General features: G+C 63.2%; 16 protein-coding genes. 6 read left to right on the top strand and 10 right to left on the bottom strand.

All coding sequences use genetic code 11. The annotated features are described in order from the left end of the window. Positions 1-196: 196 nt before the first annotated feature. From lepB to rpsP, 6 genes are all read right to left on the bottom strand, one after another. On the bottom strand, positions 197-844 hold the full coding sequence (lepB, locus tag AC6CHO_RS04010; RefSeq protein WP_498213824.1) for a signal peptidase I: 648 nt from the start codon (positions 842-844) through the stop codon (positions 197-199). Positions 845-857: 13 nt separating this feature from the next. Further along, on the bottom strand, positions 858-1,217 hold the full coding sequence (gene rplS / locus AC6CHO_RS04005; RefSeq protein ID WP_444664100.1) for a 50S ribosomal protein L19: 360 nt from the start codon (positions 1,215-1,217) through the stop codon (positions 858-860). Positions 1,218-1,493: 276 nt separating this feature from the next. Then, positions 1,494-2,327 (bottom strand): tRNA (guanosine(37)-N1)-methyltransferase TrmD, encoded by an 834-nt coding sequence (gene trmD, locus AC6CHO_RS04000; RefSeq protein WP_498213823.1) that lies wholly within the window; start codon positions 2,325-2,327, stop codon positions 1,494-1,496. 3 nt (positions 2,328-2,330) lie between these two features. Continuing rightward, positions 2,331-2,867, bottom strand: coding sequence for a ribosome maturation factor RimM (gene rimM / locus AC6CHO_RS03995; RefSeq protein ID WP_498213822.1), 537 nt, complete (start codon positions 2,865-2,867; stop codon positions 2,331-2,333). A 114-nt stretch (positions 2,868-2,981) separates the two neighbouring features. Continuing rightward, a complete protein-coding gene (locus AC6CHO_RS03990; RefSeq protein ID WP_060701494.1) occupies positions 2,982-3,224 on the bottom strand; it encodes an RNA-binding protein in 243 nt (80 codons plus the stop codon). A gap of 2 nt (positions 3,225-3,226) precedes the next feature. Further along, positions 3,227-3,637 (bottom strand): 30S ribosomal protein S16, encoded by a 411-nt coding sequence (gene rpsP, locus AC6CHO_RS03985; protein WP_060701493.1) that lies wholly within the window; start codon positions 3,635-3,637, stop codon positions 3,227-3,229. Positions 3,638-4,296: 659 nt separating this feature from the next. Between rpsP and efeU the strand changes: the two genes are divergently transcribed. The 3 genes from efeU (at position 4,297) to efeB (ending at position 7,730) form a co-directional block, all read left to right on the top strand. Then, positions 4,297-5,136, top strand: a complete 840-nt coding sequence (efeU, locus tag AC6CHO_RS03980) for an iron uptake transporter permease EfeU (RefSeq protein WP_498213820.1) — start codon at positions 4,297-4,299, stop codon at positions 5,134-5,136. 78 nt (positions 5,137-5,214) lie between these two features. Beyond that, positions 5,215-6,366, top strand: coding sequence for an iron uptake system protein EfeO (gene efeO, locus AC6CHO_RS03975; protein ID WP_498213819.1), 1,152 nt, complete (start codon positions 5,215-5,217; stop codon positions 6,364-6,366). Between the two features lie 38 nt (positions 6,367-6,404). Further along, complete coding sequence (efeB, locus tag AC6CHO_RS03970; RefSeq protein ID WP_498213818.1) at positions 6,405-7,730, top strand: iron uptake transporter deferrochelatase/peroxidase subunit; 1,326 nt, start codon at positions 6,405-6,407, stop codon at positions 7,728-7,730. Between the two features lie 437 nt (positions 7,731-8,167). Here efeB and AC6CHO_RS03965 read toward each other — a convergent pair whose 3' ends face one another. From AC6CHO_RS03965 to AC6CHO_RS03955, 3 genes are all read right to left on the bottom strand, one after another. Continuing rightward, complete coding sequence (locus AC6CHO_RS03965) at positions 8,168-9,892, bottom strand: HNH endonuclease signature motif containing protein (protein WP_498213817.1); 1,725 nt, start codon at positions 9,890-9,892, stop codon at positions 8,168-8,170. Between the two features lie 78 nt (positions 9,893-9,970). Beyond that, positions 9,971-11,035, bottom strand: a complete 1,065-nt coding sequence (locus AC6CHO_RS03960) for a FecCD family ABC transporter permease (protein WP_498213816.1) — start codon at positions 11,033-11,035, stop codon at positions 9,971-9,973. Then, a complete protein-coding gene (locus tag AC6CHO_RS03955; protein ID WP_498213815.1) occupies positions 11,032-12,105 on the bottom strand; it encodes a FecCD family ABC transporter permease in 1,074 nt (357 codons plus the stop codon). The genes AC6CHO_RS03960 and AC6CHO_RS03955 overlap by 4 nt, the downstream gene beginning before the upstream one ends. Positions 12,106-12,207: 102 nt before the next feature. Here AC6CHO_RS03955 and AC6CHO_RS03950 point away from each other — a divergent pair, with 102 nt between their 5' ends. The 3 genes from AC6CHO_RS03950 to AC6CHO_RS03940 all read left to right on the top strand — a co-directional run bounded on the left by AC6CHO_RS03950 (position 12,208) and on the right by AC6CHO_RS03940 (position 13,926). Next, positions 12,208-13,209, top strand: coding sequence for an ABC transporter substrate-binding protein (locus AC6CHO_RS03950; RefSeq protein WP_498213814.1), 1,002 nt, complete (start codon positions 12,208-12,210; stop codon positions 13,207-13,209). Positions 13,210-13,451: 242 nt separating this feature from the next. Beyond that, positions 13,452-13,718 carry a hypothetical protein gene (locus AC6CHO_RS03945; RefSeq protein WP_498213813.1) on the top strand — a complete coding sequence of 89 codons (267 nt, stop codon included), beginning with the start codon at positions 13,452-13,454 and terminating at the stop codon, positions 13,716-13,718. Further along, positions 13,627-13,926 (top strand): hypothetical protein, encoded by a 300-nt coding sequence (locus AC6CHO_RS03940; protein ID WP_498213812.1) that lies wholly within the window; start codon positions 13,627-13,629, stop codon positions 13,924-13,926. The genes AC6CHO_RS03945 and AC6CHO_RS03940 overlap by 92 nt, the downstream gene beginning before the upstream one ends. 21 nt (positions 13,927-13,947) lie before the next feature. Here AC6CHO_RS03940 and AC6CHO_RS03935 read toward each other — a convergent pair whose 3' ends face one another. After that, positions 13,948-14,817 (bottom strand): VOC family protein, encoded by an 870-nt coding sequence (locus AC6CHO_RS03935; protein ID WP_498213810.1) that lies wholly within the window; start codon positions 14,815-14,817, stop codon positions 13,948-13,950. Between the last annotated feature and the right edge of the window lie 99 nt (positions 14,818-14,916).

The following is a 14,916-nucleotide window of genomic DNA, read 5'->3' as shown; positions in this document are numbered from 1 at the left end:
AATATTGGAATTATCTTTCTACGCCCTAGTCAGAGTCGCCAATTCTGTGAGTACGCGCAAAAGTTGCATACGAAACTCACAGGATCAGCTTGGTGCCAACGAACGACTTGAATATTTGCATAATTAAAAAGCAACTGTGCCGGATGGGGAGTTCTCCCCATCCGGCACGGTTAATCAAAGGTACATATTCAGCAAATCAATCGATGGCTGCCTTCTGGCTCAGCGGCCAGGCAATGCTCGTTGCCTTGCCGGTGACGCGGTCAACGCTGACCATTCCCCCGCCGCTGGCCCCGAGCAATGAGCGCGAGTCCTTGGACGTGGAGCGGTGATCGCCCATGACCCACAAGCGGCCTTCGGGGACCTGGACCGAGAATTCCTGGTCGCTCGGTGCGTTGCCGGCAAAGATATAGGGCTCGCTGATGGGCTGGCCGTTAACGGTGATCTGGCAGTTGGACCCCTTGCATTCGACGGTGTCTCCCCCAACGCCGATGACGCGTTTGACGTATTTACTGCCGGTTCCTGTCAGGCTGAAGGCGCCGAGCAGATCGTCGGCGAAACCGGCCCTGGCGTAGGGCAGGAAGGAACCGCGCCCGTCAAAGACGATTACGTCCCCGCGCTGCGGTGGCGCGTCCCGGTAGGCGCGGCGGTCAACGGCGATGCTCTGGCCCGGATTCAGGGTCGGCTGCATGGAGTTGGAGTCGATATGGTAGAGGTCGATCACCGTCGCGCGGAAGATGATGGTGCTCGATAGGCCAAGAATGATGGCGAGTACAGCGAAGCGCCAGACCCATGAAAAGGCCCGGCGCTTCACCATTGCTCGCTCGCTGCGGGCAATCTGGTTCATCGAAGAACGCAGATTACTTCTTTGCGTTGAAGTCACGCTTCTCGCGGATGCGAGCAGCCTTGCCGTGACGATCGCGCATGTAGTACAGCTTTGCACGACGAACGTCGCCCTTGGTCACAACCTCGATCTTGTCGATGATTGGGGAGTGAACCGGGAAGGTACGCTCAACACCGGTGCCGAAGGAAACCTTGCGGACGGTGAAGGTTTCGCCAACGCCCTGGCCCTGACGGCCCATAACGTAGCCCTGGAAAACCTGGACGCGCGAGTTCTTGCCTTCGATGATGTTGACGTGCACCTTCAGGGTGTCGCCAGGACCGAAAGCTGGGATGTCTGAACGCAGCGAAGCTGCATCGACGGAGTCAAGAATATGCATGTTGCATCTCCTAGGATCAATGCCGCAGGTCACCGAATCCTCGTAGCGGGGCCCATCGCCGGCCTGAGGCCTGGCGAACTCCCCGGAACGTTTACCACCGACTGGCTCTAGCAGTCGATGCGGCGGTTCTTATAGATCCGGTCTTCCCCCTGCGGCAGGAGCCAGACAAAAACACGCCAAGAGACAATTATGCCGTATCACTGGGGTTCGCGCGAGTCCAGCCAAATTTCTGCTGCCGTGATGTTGGCCTCTTGCCCGGCTTTGGCCAGGCAGGCTTCAGCTGTCGCTGCTCTCCCCGGTGCCTGCCCCGGTGGCCCAATCCAGTTCGGATTTCGGCGTGATGGCCCCGTCAACCACAGCAAATCCGTTGTGCCACAGGGCATCGCGATCACGGCGATTCAAGCTCTGGACATCCATCTGGGTGATCAGGTCCGGGCGGCGGGCGGCCGTGCGCTTGATCTGCTCGTCGCGGCGGAACCGGCCCACGCGCTGGTGGTTTCCGCCAAGCAGGACCTCGGGAACTTCGCGGCCCCGCCATGCGGCAGGCTTGGTGTAGACCGGGTATTCCAGCAGGACATCCGAATGGGATTCCTCCACCAGGGATTCCGGGTTGCCAATGACGCCGGGAATCAGCCGGGCGATAGCCTCGACCATCACCATGACCGCTACTTCTCCCCCATTAAGCACGTAGTCGCCGATGGAAACGGGAATGACGTTGAAGTTCTCGTGCGCGTAGTCGACAACGCGTTCGTCGATGCCTTCGTAGCGTCCGCAGGCGAAGACCAGGTGCTCTTCTTCCGCGAGCTCATAGGCCATCTGCTGGTTGAACACCGCACCGGCCGGCGACGGGACGATCAGGGTCGGCTTGGGACCCTGGGCACCGGCAGGGCGCACGGAGTCCAAGGCCCGGCCCCACGGCTCGGGCATCATCACCATGCCGGCGCCGCCGCCGTACGGGGTGTCGTCCACCTTGCGGTGCTTGTCCTCGGTGAAGTCGCGCAGGTTGGTGACCTTCAAATCCAGGATGCCGTCTTCGGCGGCCCGGCCGATCAGCGAGAGCGAGAGCGGCTGCAGATACTCGGGGAAAATCGAGATGACATCTAGGCGCATGGTTTAGTGCTCTTCCTCGTTGGAGTCGTCGTCACTGTTCAGGGTCAGCAGTCCGGCTGGCGGGGTGATGACCACGATGCCAGATTCCGGATCGACCTCCGGCACGAATTCGTCAACGAAAGGCAGGTACACCTCGTTGCCTTCGGTGTCCTCGAAGACCAGCAGATCCTGCGCAGGGTTGGTGCGCAGTGCGGTGATGACGCCGACCTGCTTGCCCTCGAGCATGACCTTCAGGTCGAGCAGCTCATGCTCGTACCATTCATCCGAATCGTCCTCGGGCTCGTCGGAAACCTCGATTTCAAGGCGGGCCCCGCGAAGGGTTTCGGCCTGGTTGCGGTCGTTGATCTCCTGGAAGGAAAGCAGCAGGATGGTCTTGTTCCAGCGGGCGTTCTTCACGGTGAGGCTCTTGACCGGACCGTCGATCACGATCAGCTCCTCGCCTGCGGTGAAGCGCTCCTCGGGGGTGTCGGTCTGGACCTGAACGGTAACTTCGCCACGGATACCGTGGGGCTTGCCGATGCGGGCAACCTGCAATCGCATAGTCTGCTGCTCTTTCTGCATTGTGTGGGGGTGAAACACGAAAGGAGTTTCCGTCACCAGTGGGACGGAAACTCCTTTCGAGATGAAGCCAACGAAGTGTTGGGCTGCAGTTGCTTAGCCGCGGCGACGGTCGGTGTCGATAACATCAACACGAACCGATTCCTTGGCCAGCGCTGCCATGACGATACGCAATGCTCGTGCGGTGCGTCCCTGGCGTCCGATCACGCGACCGAGATCCTCAGGGTTGACCCGAACTTCGAGCAGATCGCCGCGGCGGGTGGACTTCAAGGCAACCTTGACGTCTTCCGGCTCCTCGACGATTCCGCGCACCATATGATCCAGCGCATCAACGAGCACTGTTACTCAGCCTCGGTTGCTTCGGCCTCTGCCTCTTCAGCAGCTGGCTTCTCAGCCTTCTTGGTGATGGCCTCAGGAAGGATCACCGAACCCTTTTCAGGAGCAACGAATGCTGGCTTAGGCTCGGCAACCTTGTAGGTGCCTTCCTGGCCATCGATGCCCTTGAACTTCTGCCAGTCACCGGTGATCTTCAGCAGTGCGTGTACCTGCTCGGTTGGCTGAGCGCCAACGGACAGCCAGTACTGTGCACGGTCCGAATCGATCTCGATGATCGAAGGGTTCTCGGTCGGGTGGTACTTGCCGATCTCCTCGATGGCACGGCCATCGCGCTTGGCGCGGGAGTCCATGACAACAACGCGGTAGAAAGGTGCGCGCATCTTACCGAAGCGCTTCAGACGAATTTTAACGGCCACTGTAGTGGTCACTCCTGTTTCTCAACATGGTCGAGCACGATTTTTGGCACCTGTGGGGCAGGCCTTACTTCTCGCGCTCTAAAAAGGACAGGATTCGAAGCGGAGAGAGGGGCCACAACAAATCGAGTACCCTGCAATTATGCCAGAGAGCTTAGTTGCTGGCCAACTCTTTTCTGCTGGCGAGTCGACCTGCGCCCATGAGCTTGATCACGTAGCGCGTGATGAGCTGGACTGTGCGCCAATCCGTGGTGAATCAATTCTACTAGCGGCCCCTGCATTGCGGAATGTCCGACACAAAGAGCTCCGGTCGCTGGGCGCTGGATACTCTGGCCTGCGCGCTTGGATTTGCCGAAACAAGGTGCCAGGAATCTTCGCGTAACCGTGTATTTTCTTCACAAGCTGCTTGAGGGGAAAAGATCGTACTTGTCTAGCTGTTTTTTAGTCCTCCGCAGGGAGCCTTTGCATGCCGAGGCTAACCAACGCCGAAATACTTAAGCCAATACCGACAGGCCGGTATTGGCACGCGTTTGTTTAGGCTAACCTTATTGAGGTTTGAGTGCTCGCCCGCTGCCTCATCAAGGGATGTGCGCGCAGTGCAAGAACTGCCATGAAGGGAACGCCTCTTCGCGGTCTCCACACTTTCGAGAAAGCAACACACCATGCTCGGAAACTTCCTGATCGGCCTGCGCGAGGGACTTGAAGCCGTCCTCATCGTCGTCCTGCTTATCGCCTACCTGACCAAAACCGATCGGCGCAATTTGCTTCCGCGTATTTGGGCTGGCGTGGCGTTTGCGGTCATCGTGTCATTGGGCTTTGGTGCATTGCTGACGTTCGGGCCGCGCGGACTGACTTTCCAGGCGCAGGAAATCATTGGCGGCGGGTTGTCGATTATCGCCGCCGGCCTGGTGACCTGGATGATCTTCTGGATGGCCGGCGCCTCTAAAACGCTCAATCAAGATCTGAAAAACCAGGTCGACAAGGCGGCAACCGGTTCAGCATGGGGATTGGTCATGGTCGGCGCGCTGTCGGTCGGACGCGAAGGGCTGGAAACAACGCTGTTCATCTGGGCCGCAGCGCGAAGCACCGGGGAAACTTGGCAGCCGCTGCTCGGAGCGGTGCTGGGGCTGGTTGGCGCAATCGCCATCGGGTTGCTGCTCCACCGCGGCATCGTGAAAATTCAGCTCTCCAAGTTCTTCACCTGGACCGGTGCCTTGCTGGTAGTTGTGGCCGCCGGGGTCTTCTCATACGGGGTGCACGATCTGCAGGAAGCCGCAGTGCTTCCCGGGATCCACGCACTTGCCTACGATTTCAGCGCCGCAATCCCGCCGTCAGGCTGGTTGGGCACGGTGTTGCAGGGCGTCTTCAACTTCATCCCTGCCACCCCATGGCTGGCGGCCATCGCCTGGTGGGCCTACCTGGTGCCAGTGATGTTCTTCTACCTGCGCAAGACCGCCTCCCCGCCACGTGCGGCCAATACCAAAGCAGCTGCGGCCAGCTAAGCCGCGGCAGCGAAATTTTTCACACCCAACCTCGTGAACTCGCCTTCACGCTTCATCACCGACCAAGGAATCACCCACATGAAGAAACTTCTTGCACCCGCCGCGCTGTTCTCGCTCGGCGCCCTGGTTCTGACCGGTTGCACCGACAACAACGTCTCAGCCGCCTCCGACGGCTCCATCAACGTGGTGGCCACCGACGATTCGTGCACCGTATCCACCGACAACGCGCCCGGTGGGACACTGAAGTTCAATGTGAAGAACGACGGAAGCAAGATCAACGAGTTCTACCTGCTTGCCGATGACGGGCTGCGCATCGTGGGAGAAGTCGAAAACGTTGGGCCAGGGGTCAGCCGGGATCTCGTAGTGCTGGCACCGGAAGGCAGCTACTTTGCCGCCTGCAAGCCAGGAATGGTCGGCGACGGCATCCGTTCGGCCTTCACTGTGACAGCGGCGGCCGATGGGCAGCAGGTCTCCGCAGACCGCGCCACATTGCAAAAAACCGCAACAGACCAGTACACCGCCTACGTCAAGGACCAGGCCGAACAGCTGCTGCGCGGCACCAAGGACTTCGCTGCAGCTTTTGCCGCCGGCGACGAGAAAACCGCCAAGCAGCTCTACGCGTCAACCCGCATGCATTGGGAACGAATTGAACCAGTGGCAGAATCCTTCGGCGACCTTGATCCGATCCTCGATGCCCGCGAGGCAGACCTGGCCGAAGGCGACCAGTTCACAGGTTGGCACCGCGCCGAAAAGGATTTGTGGGCACCAGAGAAGTACACCAAGATGACCGGGAAGCAGCGCCAGGAAATTGCCGACGGCATGGTGGAAAACACCCAAAAGCTCCACGATCGCACCCTCAAGCTCAGCTTCACCCCAGACCAGCTGGCTAACGGCGCAAAGTCGTTGTTGGACGAAGTTGCCACCGGCAAGGTCACCGGCGAGGAAGAGACGTTCTCGCACACCGACCTCTGGGACTTCCAGGCGAATATGGAAGGGGCCAAGATCGCCTACCAGGACTTGAAGCCGCTGCTGGAAGGAACCGACGACAAGCTGGATGCCCAGCTTGAGAAGAACTTCACCTCATTACAGGGGCAGCTGGATCAGTACCGCGACGGCGAGGGTTTCAAGTACTACGACGAGCTGAGCACCAAGCAGGTGCAGGAACTGGCGGCCGGTGTAGACGCGCTCTCCGAGCCGCTGTCCAAACTGACCGCCGCTGTCATCAAGTAGCCCCTGCATCAGCACCATCTAGACCAAGGATCAGCATCGTGCCCAAAAATTCTTCCACGTCCACGTCCGAGCCGTCAGATGTTGCTCAGACCGGCGCGAAGGAATCGCGCCGCGGGCTGTCCCGGCGCCTGTTGCTCACCAGTGCCGGGGCAGGAACTGCCGGCCTGGCTGTCGGCGCGCTGGCCCATGCCGGGCTGGCTGGACGAAGCCACGCTGCCACGGTGGTGGACACCGTGGAATTTTACGGTGCCCACCAGGCCGGAATCACCACCGCCGCCCAAGACCGGATGCATACCGCAGCTTTTGACGTGACCAGCGATGATCGCGAGGCGCTGATCTCCATGTTGCGCTCGTGGACCGATGCCATCGCTGCCATGACCCAGGGCCAGCAGGTGGGTGCCGATGATCCGGCGGCAGGTTCCTATGACGCACCGCCGTCAGATACCGGCGAGGCAGCAGATTTGAGCGCCGCCAACTTGAGCGTGACCATCGGATTTGGGCGCAGCCTGTTTGTGGGAACGCACGGCAAGGCCCGCTTCGGCCTGGACGGAAAACTGCCCGAAGCGCTGATCGAACTCCCCCACTTTTCCGGGGACCAGATCGAGGAAGGGCGCAGCGACGGGGATATCGTCGTGCAGGCCTGCGCCGATGATCCGCAGGTTGCGGTGCATGCCATCCGCAATCTGTCACGCTTGGGATTTGGCACGGTACGAGTGCGCTGGAGCCAGACCGGATTCGGGCGCACCTCGAAAACCACCAGAGCCCAGCAGACTCCGCGCAACCTCTTTGGTTTCAAGGACGGCACGGCCAACCTTCTGGCGGATAACCAGGAACTGCTCGATCAGCACGTGTGGGTGGGAAAAGATTCCACCGATCAGCCGTGGATGGCGGGCGGAAGCTATATGGTGACCCGGCGGATCCGCATGCACGTGGAGACTTGGGATCGCTCCGCGTTGCGCGAGCAGGAAAACGTGGTCGGACGCGTGAAGTCCACCGGTGCCCCATTATCGGGCGGCGAAGAATTCAGCGAACCCGACTTTGCCATGGCCGGTTCTGCCGGGCCGGTGATTCCGGTGGATTCGCATGTAGCGGTTCTGCATCCTTCCCAACACGACGGTGTGCAGATGCTGCGTCGCGGGTTTAACTATGTGGATGGCTCGGATGGTTTAGGGCGCCTTGATGCCGGGCTCTTTTTCATCGCCTTTGTCAACGATGCGCGCACGCATTATGTGCCCTTGCAGGAGGCCATGAGCTCCACGGATGCCATGAGCGAGTATCTGCGGCATACCTCCTCGGGCCTCTACGCGATCCTGCCCGGCATCGGCCAAGGACAGTACCTCGGCCAGCAGCTGTTCGATTCCTGACTCCGGCGGTTTCGTCGGAGCCCGCGTTCGCTGGGCCTTGCTGGCTGAGCGGTGCCTCCCCGCGTTACCGAACCTCGATCCGGCGAGTCTCCGGGCCATTGGTAATGCCACCGGTTCAACAATGACTTGAGCTTGTTCTTCACCGCCGAACAAGGGTCGGCGCCAGCTTTGAGCCTGCATCCGGTCGTAGTGCGCCTTTGGCAATGGACCGCGGCGGGACACCACTCCCGCCCAGTGGAACAACGCGTTATTCAACTTCCTGATACCTGATCGCGACGAAAAGCCACCCCGAATCGACCTGCCCGGCCGTCGCGGACTGAGTCGCAGATCCATTTCGATCGTCTGCGGCCAGTATGGTTCCCTTGAACTCGTAGTCCAGCGCCGGATGAATCTGGCGCAGCCTTCGATCGGCTCAGCAACGTGCCTCGAGCCTGCAGCTATGCGGCCAAATGGATCCGGTTTCGTTGCGGTCGCTGCAGCGGATCCAAGTGATTGGGCAGGATGATGTGCGCCAATCCGCCAATCGATACAAGGGTCAGCAGCTTGGCGTGAATGGCGTGATGGTGCGCGCGGCACAAACAGCTTCCGTTGCGCGTGGAAGTGCAACCGCCATGCTCCCACCAGGTGTCGTGATGGTACTCGAGCATTTCCGGACCTGCGGTGCAGCCCGGGACAATGCAGCCTCGATCGCGGGCAAAAATGGCGCGCTTCATCGCTTCGGTGAAGAAGCGCTCGGATCGGCCCAGATCCAGCGGTTGCCCGTCGGGTCCGAAAATCACCCGGAAGATTTCACCTTGGCAGATCAGCTGGCCGGTGTCCGCCGGCCCCAGCTTGACGCCGTGCTCCGAAATGGAGGTGAGGTTGTCCGGGTTTTTCAGGTCGGCCAGGGAGCCAAGCTTGATATGAATGGCAATTCTGGGGGCCACTGTTTTTCCGGTGCGCGATGATCCACGGTTCTTCAGGGCGGCGATCAACGCGTTCAATCGGCGCTGGGGCACTGGCACCTCCAAATCCGCGAGCGGACCGGCATCGCCAGGCTGCTGCTGCCCGGTATCGGCGGTATCCGGGTCAGCATTGTCTTGCTCTTTCTGCTCGCCCTGCGGCAAGATGGTTTGCTGATCTTCCGGAGGTTGCCCTGCTGGTTCCTGGGCCCAGAGTGGCATGGGCTCATCACTGCTGAACAGGTCGTCCCGGGCGACTGGGTGCTCGCCTGGGCGGTCGTCTGGGCGATCGCCGCTGCGATCCTCCTGCGCCGCCGACGAGTCCTGGGCGCCGCGGGCCGATTTGCCGGCATTCGTGCGCGGGTTATCGCTTTGCCCTATCACCGACCGGATTTCCTCGCGCTGGGCGCCAGCGACGATGAGCTCGTAGCGGTCGCATTCCCCGATGGTGCCACGCGGGTAGAAGCCGGGCTGCGGGGACTTGATGGTTTTGCGGGCAAGGCGCTCGGCGGCGATCAGCTCGGAAACGCGGGATTGGGCGGTGGCCAGGTCCGGCTCCTGGAACAGCTCGACAATGTGCGCCTCCAAGGTGCGGCCGTCGGCGTGGGTGGCGGTGGCATCCAGCGGCAGGCCTTCGAAGGCGGTGTCGGCCGGTTCGAATTTATCCAGGGCGCGGGCGGCGCGGGCCACGGTGCGCGGGTCGAGCACCGGCGAGCCGGTGTAGAGCTGGGCCAGCTTGGCCAGGCGCGGGGCGATCGTGGAGCCGTCGATGGCCCGACGGGCGATGAGCAGGTGGGCATCACAGACGCGGTGATCGGCTTCGTGGAAGTTCAGCCCCAGCCAGCTGGCTATGAAATCCGCGGTGCCGCGATAGTGTGCGCGCTGCGAATGCAGGTTGGCCGGTCGGCTGAAGTCCGTGGTGCCCTCGCGGGCCGCGGCCAGATCCTCGTCCGCCAGCAGGTGCGCGGCGGTGGATTCCAGGTGGATGGCGCACTGCAGCTGCTCGCGCACGGTGTAGCGGAAGAGGGTTTCGATGAGCCGGGCGTGGGCGGCGGCGGCGCGCGGGTCTTCGCTGGAGCGCAGGGCGTGGGACAGTTGCCCCAGCAGGGCGCAGCAGGCAGCCATGATCTCCAGGAGCACCGCGCACGCACCGCGCGGCGGTCCCCCGGTGATCGTATGGCGCAACGCGGTGAGCGTGCCGGCCAGCTGGTGAATTCCCATGGACCCATGATGGGCGCCGGCGCACAGATCGGGCGCAGAAAAAGTCCGGCTGTGGGAAAGTGCCGATCCGGCGCCGCGCTAGCTAGCGGCGCGCACCCGGGATTGGCGAAGGACCAGGAAGATCAGATAGGGCGCGCCGATGACCGCGGTGGCCACGCCGGCCGGCAGGACCACCGGGAAGCTGCGGGCGGCGGCCAGGTCGGCCAGGAGCACGAAGATGGCGCCGATGAGCGCGCTGTGAAGCACCGTGGGAATGGTGCTGCGCGCAATGAGCCGGGAGGCATGTCCGCTGGCCAATGCGACGAAGGCCAGCGGGCCGGCAATGACGGTGCCCGCAATAGCCAGCAGTGTCGCCAGTCCCAGCATCAGCACCCTCTCGCGCCCCAGGTTCATGCCCAGCGCCCGGGCGGTGTCGGAGTCCAGGGCCAGCACCTGGCGCTGCTGGTGCAGCATCCCGGCCAGTGCCACGCAGAGCACGATGGCCACCGGCGCGAGCAGCAGATCCGACCAGGAGATGGCGTTCACCGTTCCGGCCAGCCAGGTCAGCGCCTGCTGCGCGTTGTAGACCTCGCCCAGGGTCAGCATCCAGGAGGTGGCCGCGGCGCACAATCCGCTGAATCCCAGCCCGACCAGAACCAGCCGGTTGCTCTCCAGGGAACTGTGCCAGACCAGGGCGAACACCAGGGCGGAGACGAGCAATCCCCCGGCGGTGGCCGCGAGCACCAGCCCGTGGCGCAGGAAGAATTCGGGCAGGCCGGTAACCTGGCTGGTCAGCGCCAGCACGCTGACCGCGCCCAGGGCGGCCCCGTTGGTGACCCCGAGGATGTCGGGGCTGGCCAGCGGATTGCGCGCGACGGTTTGGGTCAGCGCCCCGGCAACCCCGAAGGCCACCCCGGCGAGCACCGCGGCAGCCGTGCGCGGCAGGCGGAATTCGATCACCGCCAGTTCGGTGCGCGGATCGGGGGCCGCGCCCAGCAGGCTGGCGATGACATCGCGGATCGGGATCGGGGTGCCACCGATGGCCAGGTGCAGGCACAGCGCCCCGAGCGCCACGGCCAGCAGGCCCAGCGCTGTGGTCATGGCGCGCCGCGATCGGCGCCGGGCCGCCGGAGCAGCGTCGTGGATGAATAAGCGGGTGCTCATACGGACACCGGCTTGCGGCGGCGGGCCACATAGATGAAGAAGGGGGCGCCGATCAGTGCGACCACCACTCCGACCGGCAGTTCGCCGGGGCGGGCCAGCACCCGTCCGATCACATCGGAGAGGCAAAGCAGCAGCGCGCCGCAGGCCGCGGAGCCCGGTATCACCCAGCGGTAGTCGGCACCGAAAATCCGGCGGGCCACGTGCGGGACGAGCAGGCCGAGGAACGCGATCGGCCCGGCCAGGGTGACCGCCAGACCCGAGAGCGCCACGATGGCGGCCAGGCCCAGGGTGCGGGCACGCGCCGCGGTGACCCCGAGGCTTCGCGCCGAATCCTCGCCCAGGGTCAGCGCATTCAGCCCGCGGGCATTGGCCAGGGCCAGCACGCTGCCCAGAACCAGCAGCGGCCACAGCGCCAGGAAGGAATCGTAGCCCTGGACCACGGAGCCGACCTGCCAGAAGCGCAGGGTTTCCAGCGCCGCCTCGCTGAGCAGCACAATCGCCGAGACCACCGCCGCGCACAGGGCGGTGACCGCGGCCCCGACCAGCACCAGGGTGATCGGCGAGCTGCCCCGCCCGTCCACCCGCCCGATGCCAAACACGACCAGGGCCGCCAGCAGCGCGCCGCCCAGGGCGAGCACCGCTTGGGTCCACGGGGCCAGCGGGCCGGTGAAGACCGCAACGGCCACGATGGCCAGCGCAGCGCCCTGGTTGATGCCCAGCAGGCCAGGCTCGGCGATCGGGTTCCGGGTGTGCCCCTGGATGAGCGTTCCGGCCATGCCCAAGGCGGCGCCGGCGGCCAGCGCGGTGACCGTGCGCGGCCAGCGGATCTCGCGGATGGCGATGTCGCTGGCTGAGCCGTCGGGCGCAAACAGGGCGTGGCCCAGTTCGGCCGGGGTGGACGTGCGGCTTCCGACCCAGAGGCTCAGTGCGACGACGGCGAACAGCCCCAGGGCCAGGGCCAGCAGGCTGGCGGTGCGCAATGTGGTTCGTGGAATGGCTCGGCGCTCTTTGTCATATGGCAGGGATGCGGGTTTATGTCGTGCGGGGTTGACCGCAGTGGCCTGGGCCATGCTACTGTTCAACCTGCGCATTGAGCTTACCCTTGCCTAACCTCCGGGTGCAAAATTACATAATGCCGCAATCAATAAATCTTCATCACGGAAAGCACTCGCATGCACATTCGACGAATTCTCCCCCTCACCGCGGCCCTGGCCGCTGCCGCCCTGGCCCTGAGCTCTTGCGGCGGCGCCAGCACCAGCGAGCCCTCGGCCAACGCCACCTCGGCCTCCGACGGGCAGTTCCCGGCAACCATCAAGCACTTCCGCGGCACGACCGAACTGCCACAACGCCCGCTGCGCGTGGCCGCGCTGGATCCCTCCTATGTTGATGCCACGATGCTGCTGGGCGCCGAATTGGTCGCCTACACCGAATACCGCTCCTCGGGCAGCCCCTTCCCGGAATACCTCGGCGATGTCTCCGAGCTGACCGACGAGGCGGTCAACATCGGAACCACCACCGAGCCGGACCTGGAAAAGCTGCTGGCCACAGAACCGGATGTCATCATTTCCGCCGATGTCCGCCAAGGCGCCATGTACGACCAGCTGAACAAGATCGCACCGACGATCTTCTCCGAATCCACCGGGCCCACCTGGAAGGAGAACGTGGTCCTGCTCGGCGAGGCCCTGGGCAAGAAGCAACAAGCGCAGGAGGCCGTGGCAGCCTACGAAGAACGCGCAGCCGCGGTCGGCAAGGAAATCCTCGCCAAGGATGCCGCTGCCACCTACTCCCTGGTGCGATTTGCCGGGGAAGACACCGCCCGCTTGTACTCCAGCGATTCGTTCATCGGCGAGATCATGTCGGATATGGCCATCCCGCGCCCGGAAGGCTCGCCGGATACCACCGAATCCATCTTCGTGCCGCTCTCGCCCGAGGAAATCCTCAAGGCCGACGCGGGTGTGATTTTCCAGTCCACCTGGTCGCCTGAAGGCGCTGAAGGCGATGCCTCGCGCGACCAGGAAAAGAAGTTCACCTCCAACCCGCTGTGGAAGAAGCTGAAGGGCGAAGTGGTTCCGGTCGACGACTCCATCTTCCTGTCCTCGGTCTCGATCCAGGGAGCGAATGAAGTGATCACCCAGGTTGCCGAGCACTTCGACGTGGATCCGCAGCTGCCGTAGCCCTCCGGAAGTGCGCCCCTTGGCCTCGACCCGTTCGCGGGCCGGCGCCAAGGGGCTTTTGCGGTTGTGCGCGAGCTATGCCGGGGCACCGAAGCCGCTGCCACCTGGCGGGAAAATGCGTGCGCGGCCCTGGCCCCGCATCGGCGAGCGGCTAGACTCGGTGGCAGCGGCCAGCGCGGTCCCCGGCCGGGGATCAGGCCTTGGCCAGCACCGCCCATTGAGTTAAGCCAAAGGATCGACCCGTGGCATCACCCAGCGAACATCTAGACGCCTACATGGTGACGTGGAAGCTCGAACGCGAATTCGGCGGCATGACCACGGTGTGCACCCAGCGCGCCGGGCTGTTCGCCCAGCGCTATGGCCGGGCGTTCGTGGTGACGTTCAACCGCGCGCCGGATCAGCATCGTGGATGGCGCGGTGATCGCATCGAATTCGGTGGTGGCCAAGGATCTGGTGCCCTATACGGTGGTGGGCGGCGTCCCGGCACGGGTGATCCGCGATCGCTTTGAGCCCGAAACGGTGCAAGCGCTGCAGGCCTCGGCGTGGTGGGAGTTGGCTTCGGAGGATCTGACGCGATGCGATGCCAGGTCCCCGGACCTGTTTGCGGCGCAGGTGCTGCGCGGCCGCGAGCATGGCCAGTTCCAGCCGCTGCAGACACAGCCGTTGACCGCCGGGGTGATTTCAGAACATCTGGACACCACGGCTGCCGCGGGCTGATTCCCTGGGCGCGATGCCCGGCTAGGCGACGGTGACGCGCAGCTGGTTGTTCCACGGATCCTTGAAGCGCAGTTCGGCCCCGGTGTGATGGTGGGCGATTTTTGCAAAGCCCAAGCGCTGTGCCAGCTTGCCGATTTCCTCGGTGGTGGGCACGTTGATCAGCACTTCGCCCAGGCCCAGGGTGTCCTTGCGGGGACCGGCGCCGAGGGAGTTCCAGACGTTCATCGCCATATGGTGGTGGTAGCCGCCAGCGGAAACGAAGAGCGCCTGGTTGCCCAATGCGGTGGTCTGCTCAAAGCCGAGCGTGTTGACGTAGAACTGCCGTGCGGTGGCAACATCGCCAACCTGCAGGTGGACGTGGCCAACCTCGGCGCTGGCCGATTGCAGGGAACTGGCAGCCTGCTCGCTCAGGTGCGTTTCGAGGTAGTTGTTGGGATCAAGATAGATGGTGTCCATGCGCACCTCGCCGTTGTTCCAGGTCCACGTGTCGCGGGGCCGGTCGAAGTACAACTCGATGCCGTTGCCCTCGGGGTCGGTGAAGTAGAAAGCCTCGGAGACCAGATGATCCGAGCTTCCGACAAATTTCCCCTGATCGAACTGCGCTGCCGAAAGCACGGTAGCGGCCAGGTCGGATTGGCTGTTGAAGAGCAATGCCGTGTGGAACAACCCTGCTTCGCTGCGTGCTGGAAGCTTCAGCCCGGGGGCGTTGCGCAGGTTGACCAACTCCCGGCTCCCGCGACCCAGCCGGGTGCCTTCCGCAGTTTCATCCAAAACCGCCAGTCCCAATGCCTGTTGGTAGTACTCGCTCATGACCTTCATGTCGCCAACCTTCAGCTGCACGGCGTTCATGTGGGTGGTTGCGGCGAGCTTGTCTTCTTTGAGCATGGTCATCTCCAGCGCCTTCTTTCCAATCAGGACTTCCTGTTGGCCATAACACTACTACGATTTACTTGATGCTTCAAGTAAATTCTGGTGTTCCGGCGATCACGC

This window comes from Glutamicibacter sp. GQ173 (assembly GCF_059759215.1).
This window is presented reverse-complemented; position numbering and strand designations above follow the sequence as displayed.

Coding starts and splice junctions, on each gene's coding strand:
- lepB (WP_498213824.1), bottom strand. CDS start 844: ATGAACCAGATTGCCCGCAGCGAGCGAGCAATGGTGAAGCGCCGGGCC.
- rplS (WP_444664100.1), bottom strand. CDS start 1,217: ATGCATATTCTTGACTCCGTCGATGCAGCTTCGCTGCGTTCAGACATC.
- trmD (WP_498213823.1), bottom strand. CDS start 2,327: ATGCGCCTAGATGTCATCTCGATTTTCCCCGAGTATCTGCAGCCGCTC.
- rimM (WP_498213822.1), bottom strand. CDS start 2,867: ATGCGATTGCAGGTTGCCCGCATCGGCAAGCCCCACGGTATCCGTGGC.
- efeU (WP_498213820.1), top strand. CDS start 4,297: ATGCTCGGAAACTTCCTGATCGGCCTGCGCGAGGGACTTGAAGCCGTC.
- efeO (WP_498213819.1), top strand. CDS start 5,215: ATGAAGAAACTTCTTGCACCCGCCGCGCTGTTCTCGCTCGGCGCCCTG.
- AC6CHO_RS03965 (WP_498213817.1), bottom strand. CDS start 9,892: ATGGGAATTCACCAGCTGGCCGGCACGCTCACCGCGTTGCGCCATACG.
- AC6CHO_RS03960 (WP_498213816.1), bottom strand. CDS start 11,035: ATGAGCACCCGCTTATTCATCCACGACGCTGCTCCGGCGGCCCGGCGC.
- AC6CHO_RS03955 (WP_498213815.1), bottom strand. CDS start 12,105: ATGGCCCAGGCCACTGCGGTCAACCCCGCACGACATAAACCCGCATCC.
- AC6CHO_RS03950 (WP_498213814.1), top strand. CDS start 12,208: ATGCACATTCGACGAATTCTCCCCCTCACCGCGGCCCTGGCCGCTGCC.
- AC6CHO_RS03935 (WP_498213810.1), bottom strand. CDS start 14,817: ATGACCATGCTCAAAGAAGACAAGCTCGCCGCAACCACCCACATGAAC.